At 70.9% G+C, this 20,601-nt stretch carries 20 protein-coding genes; 10 read left to right on the top strand and 10 right to left on the bottom strand.

The window, feature by feature from the left end:
* Window positions 1-6: 6 nt before the first annotated feature.
* Window positions 7-1,224: a hypothetical protein gene (locus OO69_RS01755; protein ID WP_051800709.1), complete on the bottom strand. Its 1,218-nt coding sequence runs from the start codon at window positions 1,222-1,224 to the stop codon at window positions 7-9.
* Complete coding sequence (locus OO69_RS01750; RefSeq protein ID WP_234444305.1) at window positions 1,221-2,384, bottom strand: HesA/MoeB/ThiF family protein; 1,164 nt, start codon at window positions 2,382-2,384, stop codon at window positions 1,221-1,223. Before OO69_RS01750 ends, OO69_RS01755 begins: the two co-directional genes overlap by 4 nt.
* A gap of 335 nt (window positions 2,385-2,719) precedes the next feature.
* Between OO69_RS01750 and OO69_RS01745 the strand changes: the two genes are divergently transcribed.
* Complete coding sequence (locus OO69_RS01745; RefSeq protein WP_033278771.1) at window positions 2,720-3,853, top strand: methyltransferase; 1,134 nt, start codon at window positions 2,720-2,722, stop codon at window positions 3,851-3,853.
* Here the strand turns inward: OO69_RS01745 and OO69_RS01740 are convergent.
* Window positions 3,843-4,724, bottom strand: coding sequence for a class II fructose-bisphosphate aldolase (locus tag OO69_RS01740; protein ID WP_033278508.1), 882 nt, complete (start codon window positions 4,722-4,724; stop codon window positions 3,843-3,845). The genes OO69_RS01745 and OO69_RS01740 overlap by 11 nt on opposite strands.
* A 33-nt stretch (window positions 4,725-4,757) precedes the next feature.
* Entirely contained in the window at window positions 4,758-5,639 is an 882-nt protein-coding gene (locus tag OO69_RS01735) for an SIS domain-containing protein (protein ID WP_033278507.1), read from the bottom strand.
* Window positions 5,640-5,763: 124 nt separating this feature from the next.
* Here OO69_RS01735 and OO69_RS01730 point away from each other — a divergent pair, with 124 nt between their 5' ends.
* Window positions 5,764-6,543 (top strand): DeoR/GlpR family DNA-binding transcription regulator, encoded by a 780-nt coding sequence (locus tag OO69_RS01730; protein ID WP_033278506.1) that lies wholly within the window; start codon window positions 5,764-5,766, stop codon window positions 6,541-6,543.
* Between the two features lie 26 nt (window positions 6,544-6,569).
* Here the strand turns inward: OO69_RS01730 and OO69_RS01725 are convergent, their stop codons facing one another.
* The 4 genes from OO69_RS01725 to OO69_RS01710 all read right to left on the bottom strand — a co-directional run bounded on the left by OO69_RS01725 (window position 6,570) and on the right by OO69_RS01710 (window position 9,694).
* On the bottom strand, window positions 6,570-7,160 hold the full coding sequence (locus OO69_RS01725) for a dihydrofolate reductase family protein (RefSeq protein WP_033278505.1): 591 nt from the start codon (window positions 7,158-7,160) through the stop codon (window positions 6,570-6,572).
* 86 nt (window positions 7,161-7,246) lie between these two features.
* Window positions 7,247-7,699, bottom strand: a complete 453-nt coding sequence (locus OO69_RS01720; protein ID WP_033278504.1) for a phospholipase — start codon at window positions 7,697-7,699, stop codon at window positions 7,247-7,249.
* Between the two features lie 217 nt (window positions 7,700-7,916).
* On the bottom strand, window positions 7,917-8,654 hold the full coding sequence (locus tag OO69_RS01715; protein WP_033278503.1) for a TIGR03943 family putative permease subunit: 738 nt from the start codon (window positions 8,652-8,654) through the stop codon (window positions 7,917-7,919).
* Window positions 8,651-9,694 (bottom strand): permease, encoded by a 1,044-nt coding sequence (locus tag OO69_RS01710; RefSeq protein WP_234444304.1) that lies wholly within the window; start codon window positions 9,692-9,694, stop codon window positions 8,651-8,653. The genes OO69_RS01715 and OO69_RS01710 overlap by 4 nt, the downstream gene beginning before the upstream one ends.
* 49 nt (window positions 9,695-9,743) lie before the next feature.
* Here OO69_RS01710 and OO69_RS01705 point away from each other — a divergent pair, with 49 nt between their 5' ends.
* Window positions 9,744-10,586 carry a PhzF family phenazine biosynthesis protein gene (locus OO69_RS01705; RefSeq protein WP_033278502.1) on the top strand — a complete coding sequence of 281 codons (843 nt, stop codon included), beginning with the start codon at window positions 9,744-9,746 and terminating at the stop codon, window positions 10,584-10,586.
* On the opposite strand, the gene OO69_RS01700 is transcribed toward OO69_RS01705, so the two are convergent.
* Window positions 10,583-11,290 carry a FadR/GntR family transcriptional regulator gene (locus tag OO69_RS01700; RefSeq protein WP_234444303.1) on the bottom strand — a complete coding sequence of 236 codons (708 nt, stop codon included), beginning with the start codon at window positions 11,288-11,290 and terminating at the stop codon, window positions 10,583-10,585. The genes OO69_RS01705 and OO69_RS01700 overlap by 4 nt on opposite strands.
* A gap of 293 nt (window positions 11,291-11,583) precedes the next feature.
* Between OO69_RS01700 and OO69_RS01695 the strand changes: the two genes are divergently transcribed.
* Genes OO69_RS01695 through OO69_RS01665 form a run of 7 tightly spaced genes read left to right on the top strand, consistent with a single transcriptional unit; the run spans window position 11,584 to window position 18,807 of the window.
* Window positions 11,584-12,480 (top strand): proline iminopeptidase-family hydrolase, encoded by an 897-nt coding sequence (locus tag OO69_RS01695; protein WP_033278500.1) that lies wholly within the window; start codon window positions 11,584-11,586, stop codon window positions 12,478-12,480.
* Between the two features lie 58 nt (window positions 12,481-12,538).
* Window positions 12,539-14,266 (top strand): ABC transporter substrate-binding protein, encoded by a 1,728-nt coding sequence (locus tag OO69_RS01690; protein WP_033278499.1) that lies wholly within the window; start codon window positions 12,539-12,541, stop codon window positions 14,264-14,266.
* The gene (locus OO69_RS01685) at window positions 14,263-15,291 is read left to right on the top strand and encodes an ABC transporter permease (RefSeq protein ID WP_078652251.1); all 1,029 of its coding nucleotides are present in this window, start codon (window positions 14,263-14,265) and stop codon (window positions 15,289-15,291) included. Before OO69_RS01690 ends, OO69_RS01685 begins: the two co-directional genes overlap by 4 nt.
* A gap of 5 nt (window positions 15,292-15,296) precedes the next feature.
* Window positions 15,297-16,265 carry an ABC transporter permease gene (locus OO69_RS01680; protein WP_033278497.1) on the top strand — a complete coding sequence of 323 codons (969 nt, stop codon included), beginning with the start codon at window positions 15,297-15,299 and terminating at the stop codon, window positions 16,263-16,265.
* A complete protein-coding gene (locus tag OO69_RS01675; protein ID WP_033278496.1) occupies window positions 16,258-17,301 on the top strand; it encodes an ABC transporter ATP-binding protein in 1,044 nt (347 codons plus the stop codon). Before OO69_RS01680 ends, OO69_RS01675 begins: the two co-directional genes overlap by 8 nt.
* Window positions 17,298-18,305, top strand: a complete 1,008-nt coding sequence (locus OO69_RS01670) for an ABC transporter ATP-binding protein (RefSeq protein ID WP_033278495.1) — start codon at window positions 17,298-17,300, stop codon at window positions 18,303-18,305. The genes OO69_RS01675 and OO69_RS01670 overlap by 4 nt, the downstream gene beginning before the upstream one ends.
* Before the next feature lie 34 nt (window positions 18,306-18,339).
* The gene (locus OO69_RS01665; RefSeq protein ID WP_234444302.1) at window positions 18,340-18,807 is read left to right on the top strand and encodes a DUF5990 family protein; all 468 of its coding nucleotides are present in this window, start codon (window positions 18,340-18,342) and stop codon (window positions 18,805-18,807) included.
* Between the two features lie 6 nt (window positions 18,808-18,813).
* On the opposite strand, the gene OO69_RS01660 is transcribed toward OO69_RS01665, so the two are convergent.
* Window positions 18,814-20,547 carry an LCP family protein gene (locus tag OO69_RS01660; protein WP_199810860.1) on the bottom strand — a complete coding sequence of 578 codons (1,734 nt, stop codon included), beginning with the start codon at window positions 20,545-20,547 and terminating at the stop codon, window positions 18,814-18,816.
* Window positions 20,548-20,601 lie beyond the last annotated feature (54 nt).

Genomic DNA, 20,601 nt, shown 5'->3' with positions numbered 1-20,601 from the left:
TTTCGGTCAACTTCCGCGACGGGACCGGCGGTTGCGCCAGCGCGTGGTGAGCCACAGCACGTGGATAGCGGCCAGCGAGGCGAGGGTCAAGAGCGCGTCGGCGAGGTCGGCGCCCGTGTGCGCCGCGCGCAGGTGGGCCACCGCGCGGACGGCGAGCCGGACGTCCGCGGGAGCGGTGTAGAACGCGAGTCCGGCCAGGCAGAGGGCGGTTCCGACGACCAGGACCGCGCTGTAGACCCGCACGGCACGCCGTTCGGCCGGCGGCAGCGGGCGGCTGGGGTCGGCCGCGGGGTCCTCCCGGCGCAGCAGGCGCCTGGTCAGGTGACGGGCGTAGGCGCGGCCGTCCCCGTACAGGTCCCGGCAGCCGGTCAGGTCCTGCAGGACGAAGTAGACGTCCGTGCGCATGAACATCATCAGCTGGAAGGTGAGCGGCAGCAGCGCCCACAGGACCGTCGCCGCGAGCAGCCGGTGCGCGGCCGAGCCGGGCGTTGTCACGGTGAGGAGCAGGAACGCGGTGGCGGCCACGCCGAGGTTGACGGCGATGCCGGCGAGATAGGCCGTCAACCGGTGGCGTCTGGGGGCGAGTTCGATGCCGCTGATGTCCGTCTGGACGACCAGGAACTGCAGTCTGGTCCCGAATCCGATCCGGCCGGGGACGCCTGCGGCCCGGCCCACGGCGAGGTGCGCCAGCTCGTGCAGCAGGACGATCGACCAGCCCACGACGGCACCGGTGAGGATCACGACGCTTCCCCGGTCGCTCCACAACAGGTCGTGGTAGGTGGGCATGAGTTCGGGATGCCGTAGGAAGGCGGTCAGGGCGGCGAGGACGAGGGCGGCCGGGAGCAGCGGGAGCCATGGGTTCAGCAGGAAGCGCACGTGTGCGGGCCGCAGTCCGGCGAGGGACGCCGGGCGTACCGGGTCCGTGGCCAGCGGGCGGCCCTCCGCCTCGGCCACGAAGCCCAGGGCGATGAGGTCGCGGACGAAGTCGGCCACGTCGACCTCCTCGCCGGTCTCCGCGAGCAGCCGCTCCTGGGACTCCTCGACGCTCAGGCCCCGCTCCAGCAGCCGGATGACGCGGATACCGGCTTCGGGTACGGCCACGAACGTCCGGGTCTCGCGGCGTCCGACGATCCACTCCCCACCGTCCGGCCGCCGGGTCAAGTCGTGCAGCCGCACCCGGGAGGCCGCCCCCACCGCGATCGTCGTCGCCGCGCCGTCGCTCACGGCGCGTTCCCGCCGCAGGACCGGCAGGCGGGTCGCCGGGGGTAGCGGTTCAGCTCCGCCTCTCCCGGCAGCATCAGGTTGATGCCGTACCGGTAGCCCGGTTCGACCGCCGGCACGCCGGTGAGGAGGCTGATCGCCGCGTGGACGAGCAGGCCGGCCGAGAGGGTGGCGGTCGCCGCGTTGACGGGGCCCCAGTCCATCCGCGGCGACACCGACTCCGGGTCCTGGCCGGGCGCGAGGCGCAGATCGCGGGAGTCGGCGTCCTGGTCGCGGTGGCACTCGAAGCAGGCGCCACGGCCGGGCGCGAACACCCCGACCGTGACGTACGGTCCCCGGTAGCCGCCCTCGATCCACGGTGTGCCGGTCCGCAGACAGGCATGGTTGGCCCAGTGGCGGATCTCGGGCGGATGGTCGGCGCTCAGCACGAGCAGGTCGGGGCCGCCGCCACCTGGTCCCGGGCCCAGGAGTGCCTCCAGTTCGTCGGGGCTGTCGATCCGCTGCCGCGCGCCGGTGATCTCGACATCGGAGTTCAGAGCACGCAGGGACTCCAGGGCCGCGTCCACCTTGGGCCGGCCGATGTCCCGTTCCCGGTAGAGGACCTGCCGGTTGAGATTGGAGAGCTCCACGACGTCGGGGTCCAGGCAGCGCAGGTGACCGATGCCGGAGGCGACGAGCCCCTGGGCCGCGCCACCGCCGGCGCCGCCGAGTCCGACGAGCAGCACGCGCGCGTGTGCCAGCCCGCGCTGCACCTCCCAGCTCCCGGTGCGGGGCGAGAGGTCCATCCAGCGCAGCAGGGCGACCCCGCGGCCGTAGCGCTCCCGGTCGCGTTCGGTGAACTCCGGGGGCAGCGGGGCGGACGCGTCCTCCAGGAACCCGGCCTCGGCGAGATCGGCGATGGCTCCCAGGACGTCGTCGGTGGTGAGTCCGGGGTGGGCCGCGGCGACGGCGGCGGCGATCTCGGGCGCGGTGCGGATGCCGTCCAGAGCCTGGGTCAGCGGCCACACCCAGCCGTCCGGGTCCTCGATCTCGGCGCCGATCCCGTGGACGACGCTCCCGATGCGGACATGGCCGTCGCGAGTCACGTAGGGACGGTGCTCCGGCTTCACCCGGGGCCGCCAGGGCGAGGTCGCGTTCCGCTCCCACAGGACAGGTTCCGTCACCCGGGCATCCCCCTCGCCTCACTTGACGCGCACATGACATACTGGTCCACTCGTGAACCACGTGACAAGGTTCTGCCCGTCTTTCGATGGAGGCACCCATGATCAAGAAGATCACGATCCGGCCGCTCGACAAGAAGGAGACCACCGACCTGAGTCAGGGCGGCAGCAACTGAGAACCTGAGCGACGGCACGAACGCGGCGGCCCCGGGACTCCCGTGCGACGGACGGGCGGACTCCGGGGCCGCCGCTCCAGGGCGGCCGCCCCCGGCGGTCCGATCGGCCATGAGCTGGCGCTCGGTTAGCCTTGGCGCACGATGGACGACCATATCGACCGAATGACGACTCCGTGGGGCGACCGCGCCCTGGCCCGCTTCCCCGAGGACCCGCGCGACCGGCTGCGCGCCTGGGATGCCTCCGACGAATACCTTCTGCGGCAGCTCGCGGAACAGGACACACCACTGTCCGGCACGGTCGTGATCGTGGGCGACCGCTGGGGCGCCCTGGCCACGGCGCTCGCGGCGCACGGTCCGGTGCAGATCACGGACTCGTTCCTCACCCAGGAGGCGACCAGGGCGAACCTCGCGCGCAACGAGGTGGACGCTGATTCCGTACAGCTCCTCACCACCCAGGACCCGCCGCCCGAGCGCGTCGACGTGCTGCTGGTCCGGGTGCCGAAGAGCCTCGCGCTGCTCGAGGACCAGTTGCTGCGGCTGGCGCCCGCGGTGCACGCCGACACCGTCGTCGTCGGGACCGGCATGGTGAAGGAGATCCACACCTCGACGCTGAAGCTGTTCGAGCGGATCCTCGGCCCCACCCGGACCTCGCTGGCCGAGAAGAAGGCCCGGCTGATCCACTGCACGCCCCGGTCGTCAGGGGCACGTGGCACCAACCCCTGGCCGCACAGCTACGCCCTGCCCGACGGCATCGGTGTCGTCTCGGGGCGGACCGTGGTCAATCACGCCGGTGTGTTCTGCGCCGAGCGCCTCGACATCGGGACTCGTTTCCTCCTCCAGCATCTGCCCTCAAATCGTGGGCTCGGCAAGGTCGTTGACCTCGGGTGCGGCAACGGAGTCGTCGGTACGGCGGTGTCGCTGGCCGATCCGGAGGCCGAAGTCCTGTTCGTGGACGAGTCGTTCCAGGCCGTGGCCTCGGCGGAGGCGACGTACAAGGCCAACGGCGCACCCGGGCATGCCGAGTTCAGGGTCGGGGACGGGCTGGTCGGGGTCCCGGCCGACAGCGTGGACCTCGTGCTGAACAATCCGCCGTTCCACTCCCACCAGGCGACGACCGACGCGACGGCCTGGCGGATGTTCAGCGGGGCGCGGCGCGCGCTGCGGCCGGGCGGCGAGCTGTGGGTGATCGGCAACCGTCATCTCGCCTACCACGTGAAGCTGAAGCGGCTCTTCGGCAACAGCCAACTGGTCGCCAGCGACGCGAAGTTCGTGGTGCTGAAGGCCGTCAAGCGCTAGGCCGTGTCCGCAAAGTCCCGCCTCCCGCGAGCACGCCGATGATCCGGGCCACCGCCCCGGCCATCGCCTCCCGGCCCACGCTCAGGTACTTGCGGGAGTCGACCGCCTCGGGGTGATCGGCGAGGAACGTGCGGATCGCGCCGGTCATCGCCTGGTTGAGGGCCGTGCCCACGTTGACCTTGGTGATGCCGCCGGCGACGGCCGCGGTCAGTTCGTCGTCGGGGACTCCCGAGGAGCCGTGCAGGACGAGGGGGACGTCCAGGGTGGCGGTGAGCCGCTTGAGGAGGTCGTGGTCGAGGGTGGCCGTGCGGGTGGTCATGGCGTGCGAGCTGCCGATGGCCACGGCCAGTGCGTCCACGCCGGAGTCGGCGACGAAGGCGCGGGCCTGGGCGGGGTCGGTGCGGGCGCCGGGGGCGTGGGCGTCGAGGGGCGGTTCGCCGTTCTTGCCGCCGACCTCTCCCAACTCGGCCTCGATCCACAGCCCTTGGGCGTGGGCCCAGTCGGCGGCGGCGCGGGTCGCGGCGAGGTTCTCGGCGTAGGGCAGGCGGGCCGCATCGTACATGACGGAGCTGAAACCGGCGGCCTGTGCCTGTCGCAGCAGGTCGTCGCTCTGGACGTGGTCGAGGTGCAACGCCACTGGTACGGCGGCCCGTTCGGCGGCGGCCACGGCCGCGCGGGCGAGCGGGAGGAGGCGGCCGTAGCGGAACTTGACGGCGTTCTCGCTGACTTGGAGGACGACGGGGGCGCCGGTGGACTCGGCGCCGGCGATGACGGCCTCGACGTGTTCCAGCGTGATGATGTTGAAGGCGGCGACCGCGGAGCGGGCCTCGGCGGCGCGGGTGACGAGCTCGCCGGTGGTGACGAGGGGCACGGGCTTTCCTTTCCTGGCCTGGAGTCGCGGGCTTCAGGGGGCGAGGATCACCGAGCGGGTGAGGTGGCGCGGGCGGTCCGGGTCCAGGTCGCGGTACGCGGCGACGGCGACCGCGAGGCGCTGGGCGCGGACGAGTTCGGCGAGCGGGTCCAGGCCGCCCTCGATCCACAACCCGCCGGTGGCGCCCACCTGTTGGGCGAGTCCCTCGGGTGCCTCGCCGAGCATCCAGGTGGCGGTGCCGTGGGTGGTGATGCTGATCGGTCCGTGCCGGTACTCCATCGCCGGGTAGGCCTCGGTCCAGGACAGTGAGGCCTCGCGCATCTTCAGCCCGGCCTCGTTGGCGAGCCCGACGGTCCAGCCGCGGCCGAGGAACGTGAACTGGGTGCAGGCGACGAGCTGTTGGGGCAGGTCGGCGGTGAGCGCGGTGCGGGCGTCGGCGACCGCGGCATCGGTGTGCAGGCCCAGGTGCGCGCGGAGCAGGGTGACGGCGGTGGTCGCGAACCGGGTCTGGACGACGGACCGTTCGTCGGCGAAGTCGAGCACGACGATGTCGTCGGCGGCCGTCATGACGGGGGTGTGCGGGTCGGCGGTGATCGCGGTGGTGCGGGTGCGCCCCCTCAACTCCCGCAGGAGTTCCAGCACTTCGGTGGTGGTGCCGGAGCGGGTGAGGGCGAGGACCCGGTCGTACGTCCGCCCGTGCGGGAACTCCGAGGCGGCGAAGGCGTCGGTCTCGCCCTGGCCCGCCCCCTCACGCAGGGCGGCGATCGCCTGGGCCATGAAGTACGAGGTGCCGCAGCCGACGATCGCGACCCGCTCCCCCGGCGCCGGCAGTACGTCCCGGTACCGGGGCGCCTCCGCCGCGGCGCGTATCCAGCACTCGGGCTGACTGTTCAGCTCGTCCTCGACATAGGTCATGCCGTACCCCTCCCCGTTGATGCTTGTTCCTGCAAGATATAGCGAGCTTTCGAGCACAATCAAGCAATTGAGGAAGGATCGTGTGCGCTAGGGTCGCCGGAGAATCGAGGAACGGAGAGTGCGGATGTCGCGCGACGCCCGCTGGAAAGCGCTGCTGGACCTGCTGGTCGAGCGCGGCCGGCTGGATGTCGAGGAGGCCGCGGCCGACCTCGCGGTGTCGGCCGCGACGATCCGCCGTGACTTCGACCAGCTCGCCGAGCAGCAGATGCTGGTGCGCACCCGGGGCGGCGCCGTCGTGCACGGGGTGTCGTACGAACTGCCGTTGCGCTACAAGACCGCCCGGCACGCCTCCGAGAAGCAGCGCATCGCCGCCGCGGTCGCCGAACTCGTCGCGCCCGGCGAGGCGGTGGGCCTGACCGGCGGCACGACGACCACGGAGGTGGCCCGCGCCCTGGCCGTGCGCAGCGACCTCACCTCCGGAACACCGGCGCTGACCATCGTGACCAACGCGCTCAACATCGCCAACGAGCTCGCCGTACGGCCCCAGTTCAAGATCGTGCTGACCGGCGGGGTCGCGCGACCGCAGTCGTACGAACTCGTCGGGCCGCTCGCGGACGGGGTGCTCTCGCAGATCACCGTCGATGTGGCGGTGCTGGGTGTGGTGGCCTTCGACGTGACACACGGCGCGGCGGCCCACGACGAGGCGGAGGCCGCCATCAACCGGCTGCTGTGCGAGCGCGCCGAGCGTGTGGTCGTCGCGGCCGACTCCAGCAAGCTGGGGCAGCGGGCGTTCGCCCGGATCTGCTCGGCCCAGGCGGTGAACACGCTGGTGACGGACGCGGGGGTGGGGGCGGACATGGTGCGGCGGTTCGAGGAGGCGGGGGTGCGGGTCGTCGCCGTGTGACGGCGGCGGGGCACCGTGAGCCCTGGTCAGTGCTTGGTCAGGACCTCGAAGCGCAGGTGGGTGATGTCCGGCGACTCGCGCGTCCAGAGCCGGCGGAGTTCGACGGGACCGCCGAGGTGGTCGAAGAGCCGCTTGCCGGCGCCCAGGAGCACCGGGACGAGCATGATGTGGATCTCGTCCAACAGACCGGCGTTCAGGGCCTGTTGGGCGGCGGTCGCACCGTGGACCCCGACGTCCCGGCCGGCGCCGATCTCCTTGGCGCGGGCCACCGCGGACTCGATGCCGTCGGTGACGAAGGTGAACACGTCGGGGGCGACGACGTCGGCCGGATCGGGGGCGTGGTGGGTGAGCACGACACAGGGGACCTTCCCCACGGGCCCTCCGTCGCCCCAGCCGCCCTCGCCTTCGCAGATGTCGTAGGAGTGGCGGCCCATGAGGACGGCGCCGACGCCGTCGGCCATCTCGGCGAGGACCTTGGCGTCGGTGTCGTCCATTTCCTGGACCCATCGGTGCAGGCGTTCGCCGCCGACACCGAGGGGGTTGGCGCGGGTGTCGTCCGGGCCGGTGATGAAGCCGTCGAGGGACATGGACATTCCGGAGATCACTTTTTCGCTCATGCCCGGTAGACCTCCCGCGCCGCCCGAACTCATCGGTCGGCCCGGTCCCCAGCCCTTCCCGCACCGCCTGAGCAGTTCCGGGTCGGTCAGCCGAAGACCTTCACGGCCTGGTAGTACGTCCACGCCGTGCTGTTGCAGGTGGTCGCGACGGCGCTGCTGTAGCCCGCGCAGACGCGCTTGAGGTCGTCGTAGAAGGCGCTGTCGAGCCGCGACTTGTTGGCGCTGAAGGCGTTCGCGGCCTTGTAGTTGCGGTAGCCGAAGTCGTGGCGGGCGCAGGAGGTGGCGAAGGGGAAGCCGAAGGGGTTGTCGGGCGAGTCGGAGCAGTAGTCGGTGGTCCAGTCGAACGCGTAGGCGGACCAGGCGACTTGGTTGGCGCGGGCCGCGGCCCAGAGGGTGTAGCTCGACGCGCTGGTCTGGGTCCAGCTGGAAAGGATCTGGGGCTTGTCGGCGGGGGCGGCGGTGGCGGCTGTCGCGGTGGCGACGACGGCTGCCAGGGCCAGAGTCGAGGCGGCGAGACCGGTGGCGAGTCTGCGGTGCATCCAACACCTCCATGAGACCGCGATCCGCCCGTCGGATAGCAGGTCCATGACAAGATGATTTACGCGGTGACCCCCTCTTCACACCGCATGTGCCCCAATGACCCGTTAACTCTCGGACATGCCAGGCGATCGGGACATGAACCCGGCGGGACGGACCGGCAGAGGGGATGCACAACACCCCTGCTGCCGGCCGGAGTTCATGCCCGCGGGAAGGGGTTCAGGACGGGGTCAGGGGCAGGTCGTCCGTGAAGGCGTTGACCGGTTGGGCGATGTTCCGGGTGGCGTGGACGTCGAGGGCCGCCGCGGCGGTCCGTGTGCCGAGCGCGCCCTGGGTGTGCCAGGTCCCGGTGACGGCCAGCCAGGTGTTGGCGGGCGGGGCGGGGGTGCCGTACATGTGCACCTTCACGGTCTGGGCGTCCGCCGCGCAGCAGGTGAAGATGATCCGGGTCAGATCCCAGCCGCCGCCCCGGACCGGCGTCGCGAACCCGGTCATCTCGACGCTGCGGCCCTTGATGGCCAGCTCCTTGTCCTGCTGGACCCGGGTGGTGAAGTCCGTGAGGGTCATCGGCAGGGGCGAGGTCGCGGGCAGGGCGGCGAACCCCTTCTGTTTCTTGACGGTCTCGCTGCCCGCGTGGGAGGCGGTGTAGGCGCCGAGGGCGGGCGGGGCGTAGAAGAGGAGGCTGAGCGCGGGGAGGAAGAGCAGCCAGGCGATGCGGGGGGCCGTGGAGTGGTCGTGTCCATGACCGTGGTCGTGCTCGTGGTCCTCCGCGTCGCCGGATCCGCGGTCGAACATCGCGTGCGCCAGGCCGAGGAGCAGGAGCAGGGCGCCGGAGATGATCAGGAGCGGGCGCAGGCCCTCCTTGACGTAGCGCAGGTACAGGTCGGTGAAGAGGGCGGTGTGCAGGAGGCCCAGGCCGGTCAGGACCAGGAGGAGTACTTGGGCGGTGCGCTTCACAGCAGGGCGCCTCCGATCAGGACGCTGGCGGCCACGGCCACGACGGTGGTCGCGGTGGAGAAGCGCACCGCGAACGCCCGGCCGAAGGTGCCCGCCTGAAGGGCGATCAGCTTCAGGTCGACCATCGGGCCCACGACCATGAAGGCCAGCCGGGCGGTGGGCGAGAAGCCGGTGAGCGAGGCGGCGACGAACGCGTCGGCCTCGGAGCAGACCGCGAGGACGACGGCGAGACCGGCCAGGAACAGCACGGACAGCCAGGGCGAGCCGGAGAAGGTGTCGAGGACCGAGCGCGGGACGGTCACGTTGAAGGTGGCCGCGGCCATCGCGCCCAGCACGAGGAAGCCGCCGGCGTGCAGGAAGTCGTGCTGGAAGCCGAGCCGGAACTCCGTGAAGCGGCTGTGCCCCGACCGGTGTCCGGTGTGCCGTACGACGGGACGCAGCCACTCCTCGCGCCCCAGCCAGAGCCAGAGCCAGCCCATGACGGCGGCGGTGGCGAGCGAGGCGAGCAGCCGGGCCAGCACCATGGCAGGGCTGCCCGGGAAGGCGACGGCGGTGGCGGTCAGCACGATCGGGTTGATCGCGGGCGCCGAGAGCAGGAACGCGAAGGCGGCGGCCGGGGTGACGCCGCGTCGGATCAGGCTGTTCGCGACCGGCACGGACGCGCATTCGCAGCCCGGCAGGACCGCGCCCGCGATACCCGCGACCGGGACGGCGAGCGCGGCCCGCTTGGGCAGCACCTTGGTGAACAGGTCAGCCGGGACAAAGGCGTTGATGGCCCCGGACAGGGCGGTGCCCAGGAGGAGGAAGGGCAGCGCCTGCACGGTGATGGCCAGGCAGACCGTCCGCCAGGCCGCCACGGCGGGGTCGTTCAGCCATGGCGTGCCCGACAGCAGGAGGACGGCCACGGCGAGGCCGAGCGCGATGACGAGCGCCGTGGTCGGCGGGGGCCTGCGGAGGACGCGGCGCCGTCGCTCGGGTGGGCGGACGGCGGCCGGGAACACCGTCTCCGTCACATCAAGCAGCTCATCCGTTTTTGGCATATTTGCTCCGAATGTCTGATGTTGTGACAGAAGATAGTACGGTTCTCGTGTGATCAGCCGACTGTCCGTCAGCATCGTCCGCGCGTGTCTGCGTGCGGGTACCGGCGGGAGTCCCACCGCGGTGCTGGACGAGGTGCCGTTGAGCGACGACGAACGGTGTCGGGTGCCGGTCCTCGCGGGGACCTCGCACGCCGTGTTCGTGTCGGTGCGCGCGTCCGAGGTCTCGCTCCGTTTCTTCACCGCCGCGGGCGAACTGCCCGCCTGCAGTCATGGCACGGTCGCCGCGCTGGCCTTCCTTGCGGCACGCGCCCCAGGCTCGGAGTACCGGGGCACCCTGCGTGCCGCGGGGCGTTCGTTCGCCGGCCGGGCGGTTCGGGAGGGGACGCGGTTCCGAGCCGTCTTCGAGCCGGGTCCCGTCGAGTCGCGCGAGCCGACCCCGGACGAGTGCGCACATGTCCTGCCCGCCTTGGGCGTCACCTCGGACACGCTCGCTCCGGGTGCCCGTGTGGCCTCGGTCGGCCGGGCGCGCCTGCTCGTCCCGGTCGTGTCGCGCTCCGAACTCGCCGCACTGGCACCGGACTTCGAGGATCTCCGGTCGGCCTGCGACCGGTTCGGACTCCTCGGCTGCTACGTCTACTCGGTGCCGACGCGCTCCGGCCGGCTCGCGGCACGCATGTTCGCGCCCTCGATCGGCGTCCCGGAGGACATCGCCAACGCCAACAGCACCGCCTGCCTCGCCGCCGACCTGGCCGGTCGGGGCATCACCGAGATCGCCGTCGACATGGGCGACGCGCTCGGCAGCCCGGCGACGATCACCGCGAGCGCGCGACCTGTGCTGCGGCTGGGCGGTGTCGCGGAAGTCGCCGGTGCCGTACGGGAGTTGACCGTCTAACGGGCCCGGACCCGTTCCAGTACGTCCCGGATCAGGTCGGCGCTGATCGTGAAGTGGCCCCGGGCGATCTCCTCGGCGCGCTCGGGCTCGCCCGCGGCGATGGCCTCGTACAGGGCCTTGTGGTCCTCGCCGCCCTGGTGGAAGTGGGCCTGTTCGCCCTTGCCCCAGGGTTCGACCGGGAAGCCGAGGCTGATGCGGGCCAGCAGGTCCTGGCTGAGGTTGACGATCTGCGGGTTGCCCGTGGCAGTGCGGACGGCCTGGTGGAAGGCGCTGTCGGCGGTGTGGGCGTCGCGCTGGGTCTTCGCGGAGAGGTAGGCGGACAGGGCGTCCCGCATCGGTTCGAGGTCCTTGCCGCTCCGGCGTCGGGCCGCCGTCGCGGCGACCATGCCCTCGACCAGGCCGCGCAGGTCGAAGAGCTGCTCGAACTCCTCCCAGCGGGGCAGCAGGGTGTGCCGGACGGCGGCGGCCGTCGAGTCGGTCCAGCTGTCGCGGACGTAGGTCCCGCCGTTGCGCCCGCGGCGGATCTCGACCACGCCGACGGCCTGGAGGCGGGCGACCGCCTCGCGGACGGTGGGGCGGCTGACCCGCAGCAGGCCGGTGAGTTCCCGCTCGGCCGGTAGCCGTTCGCCGGGCAGGAAGTCGCCGACGGCGATCGCGGTGAGCAGCCGGTCGGACACCTCGTCGACCGCCGAGGCCACCCGCACCGGGCGCAGCGCGGAGGACGGGGAGCCGCCGAGGAGGACGCGGTCGAGGACGCGGGAGAACTCGTCCCCCGCTTCGGATGCCTCAGGTACGGATGTCAGCTGTCCTCCCCCTTCGGTGCCACTTCTGTAAACGCGGGCGGGCCACGTGAACTCGCCGTTACGTCTTGCCCAGTCCCCACTAAAAGGTCTTGTGCGCTGACCTTTTACCCAATCACCATCACAGCCATCCGTCACTTCCTTTTCCGATTCCGCCAGAGGCCGGCTCGCGTCCGGCCCGTCTGGGAGGCCCTCGCGTGGCGATTCCCGCACCGAACCACACCGGCACCGTCGACTTCAACGGCCATTCGACCTGGTACCGGATCACGGGCGAACCCGGCAGGACACCGCTGGTCGTCCTGCACGGCGGACCCGGCGCCGGTCACAACTACACGCTCAGCATCGCGGGCATCGCCGAACAGGGCCGCCAAGTGGTGCACTACGACCAGCTCGGCACCGGGCTGTCCACCCATCTGCCCGACGAGGGCGCCGACTTCTGGACGGTCCAGCTCTTCCTCGACGAACTGGACAACCTGCTCAAGGAGTTGGGCATCGCCGACTCCTATCACCTCCTCGGCCAGTCCTGGGGCGGCATGCTCGCCGCCGAGCACGCGGTACGCCGCCCGGCCGGGCTGCGCGGTCTGGTCATCGCCAACTCCCCCGCGTCCATGGAGCTTTGGCTCGCGGCGGCGGCCGAACTGCGCGCCCAGCTCCCGCCCGAGGTCCAGCGCACCCTGCTCGCCCACGAGGCGGCCGGGACCACCGACCACCCCGACTACCTCGCCGCCGAGCAGGTCTTCAACGAGCGCCATGTGTGCCGGCTGAACCCCAACCCGCCCGAGGTGCAGGCCACTTGGGAGAACATCGCGGCCGACCCGACCGTGTACCACACGATGAACGGGCCGAACGAGTTCCATGTCGTCGGCACCATGAAGGACTGGACCGTGGTCGACCGGCTGCATCTCGTCGAGGCGCCGACCCTGCTGGTGTCCGGCCGGTACGACGAGGCGACTCCCGAGACCCTGCGCCCGTTCGCCGACCACATCCCCGACGTGCGCTGGCACATGTTCGAGCGCTCCAGCCACATGCCCCACGTCGAGGAGGAGGAGCTCTACCTCCGGGTCGTGGGCACCTTCCTCGACTCCACCGACTGAGCCTTCGGCCCCTCCCCCGGCCGCCCCGACAGCCCTTCCCCCGACGGGAGTTCCCTGGATGTCCCGCACCACGAGACGGAGCGCGTTCGCCGCCGCCACCGTCGCCCTCGCCCTGACCACCGCCGCCTGTTCGTCCTCCGACAGCGGCTCCGCCGACCCGGCCACGTCGTCGTCCTCGTCGGCGTCCGGCTCCACCGCGTTCCAACCCCAGCACAAGGGCGGGACGTTGAAGCTGGTCGCCCACGCGGCCGCCGGGAGTCTCGATCCGCAGGTCAACTACACGCTCCAGTACTGGCAGTTGTACCAGTCGATGTACGACGGGCTGCTGTCGTTCAAGAAGGTCGGCGGGCAGGAGTCGTTCACGGTCGTCCCGGACCTCGCCGCGGCGCTGCCGAAGGTCACCAACGGCGGGAAGACGTACACCTTCACACTCCGCAAGGGCATCAGCTTCTCCAACGGCAAGGCGCTGACCACCGACGACGTGGTGGCGTCCTTCCAGCGCATCTTCAAGGTCTCCAGCCCCACCGCCGGCACCTTCTACAACGGCATCGTCGGCGCCACCGCCTGCCTGAAGACGCCCGCGTCCTGCACGCTCAAGGGCGGTGTGACCGGCGACGCGAAGGCGAACACCGTCACCATCAACCTGACGTCGGCGGACTCGGAGTTCCCCTACAAGCTGGCCGTCCCGCACGCCAGCATCCTGCCGAAGGGCTCACCGACGAAGGACGCGGGCACGAAGCCGCTGCCGACGACCGGCCCGTACATGGCGGCCTCCTACGACCCGAACCGTGCGCTGAAGCTGGTGCGCAACCCGCACTTCAAGGAGTGGTCGCGGGAGGCCGAGCCGCAGGGCTACCCGGACCAGATCGACTACACCTTCGGGCAGACCGTCGAGTCCGAGGTGACCGCCGTCGAGAACGGCCAGGCGGACTGGATGTTCGACCCGCCGCCCGCCGACCGCCTCAACGAGATCGGCACCAAGTACACGTCCCAGGCACATGTGAACCCGCTGACCGCGTTCTGGTACGCGACGCTGAACGTCAACTCGGCCCCGTTCAACAACAAGTTGGCGCGCCAGGCGATCAACTGGGCCGTGGACCGGTCGGCCGTGGTGCGGCTCTACGGCGGCACCAACCTCGCCTCCCCCGCGTGCACGATCCTGCCGCCGGGCTTCCCCGGGCACGTCGACTCGTGCGACTACACCAAGGGCGGCGGCACGACCTGGACGGCCGCCGACCTGGCCAAGGCCAAGGCGCTGGTGAAGCAGTCCGGTACGGCGGGGCAGGCGGTCGGCATCGTCGTGCAGGACGACGACGTCAACAAGTCGATCGGGCAGTACCTGCAGAGCCTGCTCACCCAGCTCGGCTACAAGGCGACGCTCAAGCCCCTGTCGGCGAACATCCAGTTCACGTACATCCAGAACACGAAGAACAAAGTCCAACTCGCCCTGACGTCCTGGTACCAGGACTATCCGGCGGCCTCGGACTTCCTCAACGTGCTGCTGTCCTGCGCCGCGTTCCACCCCGGCAGCGACTCCAGCATCAACATCTCCGGCTTCTGCGACAAGGGCATCGACGCCAAGATGCAGACCGCGCTGAAGACCGCCCAGACCGACCCGACGGCGGCGAACAAGCAGTGGGGCGCGATCGACCAGTCAATCATGCAGCAGTCGCCGGTCGTCCCGCTGATCAACCCGAAGATCATCGACTTCACGTCGAAGCGGCTGGGCAACTACCAGTTCAGCAAGCAGTTCTACATGCTCGTCGGCCAGACATGGGTCAAGTGAGCACCGCCGCACCCGAGTCGGCCACCGTCGAGGCCCGGCGCTCGCCGGGCCCCTGGCGGACGGCCGGCGCCGACCTGCTGCACAACAGGTCGGCGTTGGCCGCGGCCGTCGTCCTCTTCCTCGTCGTCCTGGCGAGCCTGTGCGCACCGCTGTACGCGCACCACATCGCCCACACCGACCCCTTCCAGTCCCATGTCTCGGGCACCACGGTCGTCGACGGCAAGACCGTGCCGGTGCTCACCCCGAGCAGCACCGGCCTCGGCCTCGGCGTCACCCCGATCGGCCCGACCTGGGACCCCGCCCATTACTTCCTCGGCGCCGACAACCAGGGCCGCGACGTCATGGCCCGCCTGCTCTACGGCGGCCGCACGAGCCTGTTCATCGGGTTCACGGCTGCGCTGGTGACCTGCGCCCTCGGTACGGTCGTCGGAGTCGTCGCCGGGTACGCGGGCGGGGTGGTGGACGCCGTCATCTCCCGCGTCCTGGACGTCATTTGGGCGTTCCCGGTGTACCTGCTGGCGATCTGCCTCTCGGTCGTCCTCCTCACCGACGGACTGCACCTCGGACCGCTCACCGTCGAGGCGGGGAGTCTGTGGCTGCCCGTCGCGATCATCGCGGCGATCTATGTGCCGTACATAGCAAGGCCGTTGCGCGGTCAGGTGCTGGTGTTGCGCAACAAGGAGTACATCCAGGCGGCCATCGGCTCCGGGGCGCCAACCGTGCGCATCCTGCGCCGCGAGGTACTGCCCAACGTCCTGCCGACGGCGATCGTGTTCGTGCCGCTGATGACCGCGCTCGCCATGCTCACCGAGTCGGCGCTGTCCTTCCTGTCCGTCGGGGTCCAGCCGCCGGACGCCAGTTGGGGCACGATCATCGAGGACGGACTCGGGCTGCTCTACACCCGCCCCGCCGTGACGATCGCGCCCGGCCTCCTGATCGCGCTGACCACGGCGGCCCTCAACGTCCTCGGCGACGGCGTGCGCGACGCGCTCGACCCGGGCGCCCGGCTGCGCGGAGGGGTGTGACTCCGATGCTCCGGTTCATCGTGAAGCGCTTCGCGTCCGCCCTGCTGGTGATGTTCGCGATCAGTGTGCTGGTCTTCCTGATCTTCTTCGCCACACCGGGAGTCGACCCCGCCGCCCGCATCGCGGGCCGCAACGCCGACCCGGCCACGCTCGCCCAGGTCCGACACTCCTTCGGCCTCGACCGCCCGATACCCATCCGCTACTTGCTGATGATGCGTCACCTTCTCATCGACCGCGACCTGGAGTCGTTCGTCAACCGCGGCTCCCGCGTGATCCCGCAGATCGTGCAGGCCACCCCGGTGACCCTGTCGCTCGTCATCGGTGCCGCGCTGATCTGGATGACGGCCGGCATCATCATGGGCACGGCGGCCGCGGCCCTGCGCGGCAAGGCGGCCGACCCGGTCATCATGCTCGTCGGCGTGGTCGGCGTCTCCCTCCCCGCCTACTGGCTCGGCGAGGTCGTCAACCTCATCACCCAGAAGCAGCTGCACAGTTCGGTCTTCTCCTGGGTCCCGCCACCGGGCTACGTCGGCATCGGCCACGACCCCGGCCAGTGGGCCCTGCACCTGCTGTTCCCCTGGCTGACCCTCGCACTGCTCTACGCCGGGATCTACGCCCGGCTGCTGCGCGGCGAGGTCGTCACCGCCCTGAACGAGGACTACGTCCGCACCGCGCGCGCCAAGGGCCTCTCCGAGCGGCGCATCCTGATCCGGCACGCCCTGCGCTGTTCCCTGATCCCGATCGTGTCGCTGTTCGGCCTGGACTTCGGCGCGTTGGTGGGCGGCGCCGCGCTGCTCACCGAGGTGGTCTTCGGCCTCCCCGGCATAGGCAAGCTGACCTTCGACGCCCTGCAGAACCTGGACCTCCCCGTGATCATGGGCACCGTCCTGTACGCGGCGTTCTTCGTGGTCCTCGCCAACGCGCTGGTGGACATCCTGTACGCCCGACTCGACCCGAGGGCCCGCCATGTCTGACCAACCCCTGCTGGACGTACGTGACTTGAGGGTGTCGTTCCGCACCCGCCGAGGCTCCGTCACCGTCGTCGACGGCCTGTCCTTCTCGGTGGCACCCGGTGAGATCCTGGGCGTGGTGGGCGAGTCGGGCTCCGGCAAGAGCGTCTCGATGCTCGCCGTGCTGCGCCTGCTCACCAGTCCGAACGTGACCGTCGAGGGCGAAGTCCGCTTCCGCGGCCGGGACTTGCTCGCCCTTCCCGACAAGGAGATGCGGGCGGTACGGGGCCGGGAGATCGCCATGGTCTTCCAGGACCCGATGACCGCGCTCACCCCCGTGTACACCGTGGGCTGGCAGATCGCCGAGCAGATCCGGGCGCACGAGAAGGTGTCCCGCAAGGTGGCCCACGCGCGTGCCGTCAGCCTCCTCTCCGACGTCGGCATCCCGGACGCGGCCTCCCGCGCGAACGCCTACCCGCACGAGTTCTCCGGCGGCATGCGCCAGCGCGCGGTCATCGCCATGGCCCTGTCCTGCGGCCCGGCACTACTGATCGCCGACGAGCCGACCACGGCGCTGGACGTCACCGTCCAGGCTCAAATCCTGGACCTGATGCGGGAGTTGAACGGGCAGGGCTCGGCCGTCATCCTCATCACGCACGACATGGGCGTCATCTCGCAGATCGCCGACCGTGTCCTCGTCATGTACGGCGGCCGGGCGGCCGAGGAGGGACCACGCCGGGCGGTGTTCCACGGACCGCGGCATCCGTACACCTGGGGGCTGCTGGATTCGGTGCCCCGGGTGGGCGGGCCCCGGCTGCGGCGGCTGCCCACCATCGCGGGGATGCCCGTCGCGCCGGGGAGCCTGCCGGAGGGGTGCGCGTTCGCGCCCCGGTGCCGGTTGCGGCACGAACGGTGCGAGGAGCGGCCCGAGTTGTCGACCGGGGCGGGTCCCCACCGCGACGCCTGCTGGCTGCCCGACGACGACCGCGCCTCCCTGCGCCTGACCTCCCGCGCTGCGGCGACGGACGTACCGGACCTGGAACGAGAGGCGACACCATGAGCGCGCTGACGACATCGACAGAGGTGCTGCTGCGCGCCACGGACGTCACCAAGCACTACCCCCTGCGCGCGGACGGGCTCTCCCCGCGCCGCAGAGTGCTGCGGGCCGTGGACGGCGTGTCGTTGGAGGTGCGCGCCGGTGAGACGCTCGGCATCGTCGGCGAGTCGGGCTGCGGCAAGTCCACGCTCGGCCGCTGTCTGGTCCGGCTCACCGAACTCACCGGCGGGCGGGTCGAGTTCGACGGCCAGGACATCAGCACGCTCTCCACGCGTCGGCTGCGTCCGGTACGGCCGGGCATGCAGCTGGTGTTCCAGGACCCGCAGGCCTCACTCAACCCCCGCCGCCGTGCCGGGGACATCGTGGCGGAGCCGCTGCTCGTGCACCGCTACGGCGACGGGCGCGCGGTCCGCCGTAGGGTCGCCGAGCTCTTCGACGTCGTAGGGCTGGCTGCGGCCCATCTGGACCGGTATCCGCACGAGTTCTCGGGTGGGCAGCGGCAACGGATCGGGATCGCGCGGGCGTTGGCGACGAACCCGAAGCTGATCGTGGCGGACGAGCCGGTGTCGGCGCTCGATGTGTCCATCCAGGCACAGGTGTTGAACCTGTTCGCCGATCTGCAGGAGGAGTTCGCGCTCACCTACGTGTTCATCGCGCACGACCTCGGGGTGGTCCGGCATGTGTCGGACCGGATCGCGGTCATGTATCTCGGGGAGATCGTCGAACTCGCCGAGACCGAGGCCCTGTACAAGGAGCCCGCGCATCCGTACACGCAGGCGTTGCTGTCGGCCGTGCCGGACATCGACGACGGCACGCTCACCGATGAGGCTCCCCGGGAGCGGATCGTGCTCACCGGCGAGGTGCCCAACCCGGTGGACAAGCCGACGGGATGTCCGTTCCGGACTCGGTGCCCTTACGCGCGTGAGCGCTGTGCCGTGGAGCGGCCCCGGCTGACCATGACCGCCTCAGGTCGGTACACCGCCTGCCACTTTCCCTTGATCGACTGAGGGTGCGGCGGGCGGACCCTGCATGATGGCCCGTATGCACCTCCGCATCGACGCCGTCGACCTGCCCGGCCGTACCTTCCCCGCACCCGCCGACAAGCCCGTCGCGACGTACGACAACGTCCATGTCGCCGTGCAGCGCCGGGACCGGCCGGTCGAACTCCTCGAACCGCAGCCGGGGGACGGCTCGTCCGCGAGCTGGACGCTGGAGTGCGCGGCGGAGGTGACGCCGGACGGCGTCGTGGTCACGGGCCCTTATGTGCAGCACCGGATGGGTCTGCGGTTCGTGTATCTGTCGTGGGGGACGGTCGACGCGGCCGGTCTCTTCACGATGTTCCGGCGGGCCAAGCTCATGCTCGACTCGGTGCCGGACGACGTCCTGGCCGCCGCCGCGCCCGACGGTCTGCTGGTCGGGCGGCTCGGGCTGACGGACGCGAACGGCGGCCCGCTGTGCGCGAGGGTGGATCCCCCGCACATCACCTGGACCGCCGAGAGCGTCGTCTAGCGCCCGTCAGGACGCCGAGTCCTTCTTGTTCGTCGCCAGCCGGTACGCCTCGGTCGGGGTCATGGCGACGCCGTTCAGGCTGACCGTCTTGTACGTGCTGACCTTGGCGCAGGACTTCGACTGGTCGGCGGTCGAGGCCTGGGCGTTGGAGGTGGCCGCCTTGGTGTCGGCGGGGGCCGGGGACGAACCGCCGCCGGGGAACGTCGTGCCGCTCGGCCAGTCCGTGCCGATCACCAGGGTCAGGCCGGTGCCGGTGCCCTGCTTGAGGTGCGAGGAGGAGAGGCCGATCGCGCTCGCCACCGTCTGGGCCTCGGCCTTCTGCCCGGTGCCGTAGGTGAGCGTGGTCGTGGTCGCGCTGACGGAGGCGTTGCCCGTGGTGGTGCCGGAGCTGAAGCCGCCGTCTATCAGGGAGGTCGCGACCGTGGAGGCGCGTCCGCTGATGCTGGTGCCGTTCTCCACCGTCACGGCGATCTGCGCGGCGGGGACGGCGACGGCCGTGGCGGTCGCGGTGGCCGCCGAGGACTTCTTGCCCGAAGAGGTGGTCAGCGACTGGTCGTTGGCGATGGTGGCGAACAGGCTCTTCGCCGCCGTCGCGGGCACGACGCGGTCCGCGTTGTTCGGGTCGGCGCCGGTCTGCATCGTGGTGAAGGTCATGCGCTTCGTGGGGACCTTGTCCAGGTCCGCGGCGAGCCCGATGAGCTTCTTGACGGTGCCGAGGCCGGTGTCCACGGTGAGCGCCTTGGTGGCGGCGTCGGCCAGGTTGTAGACCGCCTGGGGGTCGGTGAGCGTGCCGGCGCTCTTGAACTTGCGGATCATCGCGCTCAGGAACAGGTGCTGCGAGACGGTACGGCCGAGGTCGCTGCCGTCGCCGAAGCCGTGCCGGGAGCGGACGAACTCGAGCGCCGCGTTGCCCTTGAGGGTGTGGGTGCCCTTGGCGAGCTTCAGGTGCGAGTAGGTGTCGTAGACGTCGGCGTTCACGCACACCGAGACGCCGCCGACCGCGTCGGACATCTTCACCACGCCGGAGAAGTCCATCTGCACGAAGTGGTCGATGGTGATGCCGGTGAGCGCGTGCACGGTCTTGACCTGGCACTCCTGGCCGTACTGCAGCGCGCTGTTGATCTGGCCGTAGTAACCGGCCGTCGACTGGCTGCTGTCCGGGTCCTTGCAGGCGGGGACCTGGGTCATGGTGTCGCGCGGGATGCTCATCACGGTGGCGTTCGAGCGGTCGGCGGAGATGTGGACCACCATCTCGACGTCCGCGTTGCCGTTCCCGGTCTGCACGCCGGTGGTCGAGCAGCCGCCGCCGAGCTTGCAGTCGGTCGCGCTGCTGCGGGCGTCGCTACCCATCACGAGGAGGTTGATCGGCGTACGGCCGAAGGCGTCGGCCTTCTCCTTGCCGCCCGCGCCGTCGTCGATCGCGATGCTGTTGATGTTGCCGTTCAGGTGCTCGTAGAACCACCAGCCGGCACCCGCGGTCACCATGATCAGCACCGACAGGGATATCGCGCTGATCTTCAGCACCCGCTTGCCGCCCGCGCTCTGCTTGACGCGGCGGCGCGAGGCGGTGCGGCCGCGGGCGCGGGATCCGCCGCGCGGGGCCTGCCGGGCCGCGGCACGGGCGGCGGCCCGGCCGCCGGTGGGCAGCGGCTCGTCGGCCTCACCGGCACGCGGTCTCGGCACGCCTCGTGTGCGGCTGCGCGTGGCGTGTCCCACGGGGCCGTCCCCGAGGTCGGTCATCTGGCACTCCCACGTACGGTCGGGCCGTTCAGGCCGTTCGATGCTGCGGCCAGG

Source organism: Streptomyces sp. NRRL F-525 (assembly GCF_000716605.1).
Lineage (GTDB): Bacteria > Actinomycetota > Actinomycetes > Streptomycetales > Streptomycetaceae > Streptomyces.
This window is presented reverse-complemented; position numbering and strand designations above follow the sequence as displayed.

What these genes read in the sequence shown, in the direction of transcription:
- OO69_RS01730 (WP_033278506.1), top strand. Translation starts at nt 5,764, where the DNA reads ATGTCGCGCGACGCCCGCTGGAAAGCGCTGCTGGACCTGCTGGTCGAG.
- OO69_RS01670 (WP_033278495.1), top strand. Translation starts at nt 17,298, where the DNA reads ATGAGCGCGCTGACGACATCGACAGAGGTGCTGCTGCGCGCCACGGAC.
- OO69_RS01735 (WP_033278507.1), bottom strand. Translation starts at nt 5,639, where the DNA reads ATGACCTATGTCGAGGACGAGCTGAACAGTCAGCCCGAGTGCTGGATA.
- OO69_RS01680 (WP_033278497.1), top strand. Translation starts at nt 15,297, where the DNA reads ATGCTCCGGTTCATCGTGAAGCGCTTCGCGTCCGCCCTGCTGGTGATG.
- OO69_RS01710 (WP_234444304.1), bottom strand. Translation starts at nt 9,694, where the DNA reads ATGCCAAAAACGGATGAGCTGCTTGATGTGACGGAGACGGTGTTCCCG.
- OO69_RS01745 (WP_033278771.1), top strand. Translation starts at nt 2,720, where the DNA reads ATGACGACTCCGTGGGGCGACCGCGCCCTGGCCCGCTTCCCCGAGGAC.
- OO69_RS01725 (WP_033278505.1), bottom strand. Translation starts at nt 7,160, where the DNA reads ATGAGCGAAAAAGTGATCTCCGGAATGTCCATGTCCCTCGACGGCTTC.
- OO69_RS01690 (WP_033278499.1), top strand. Translation starts at nt 12,539, where the DNA reads ATGTCCCGCACCACGAGACGGAGCGCGTTCGCCGCCGCCACCGTCGCC.
- OO69_RS01660 (WP_199810860.1), bottom strand. Translation starts at nt 20,547, where the DNA reads ATGACCGACCTCGGGGACGGCCCCGTGGGACACGCCACGCGCAGCCGC.
- OO69_RS01720 (WP_033278504.1), bottom strand. Translation starts at nt 7,699, where the DNA reads ATGCACCGCAGACTCGCCACCGGTCTCGCCGCCTCGACTCTGGCCCTG.
- OO69_RS01675 (WP_033278496.1), top strand. Translation starts at nt 16,258, where the DNA reads ATGTCTGACCAACCCCTGCTGGACGTACGTGACTTGAGGGTGTCGTTC.
- OO69_RS01665 (WP_234444302.1), top strand. Translation starts at nt 18,340, where the DNA reads ATGCACCTCCGCATCGACGCCGTCGACCTGCCCGGCCGTACCTTCCCC.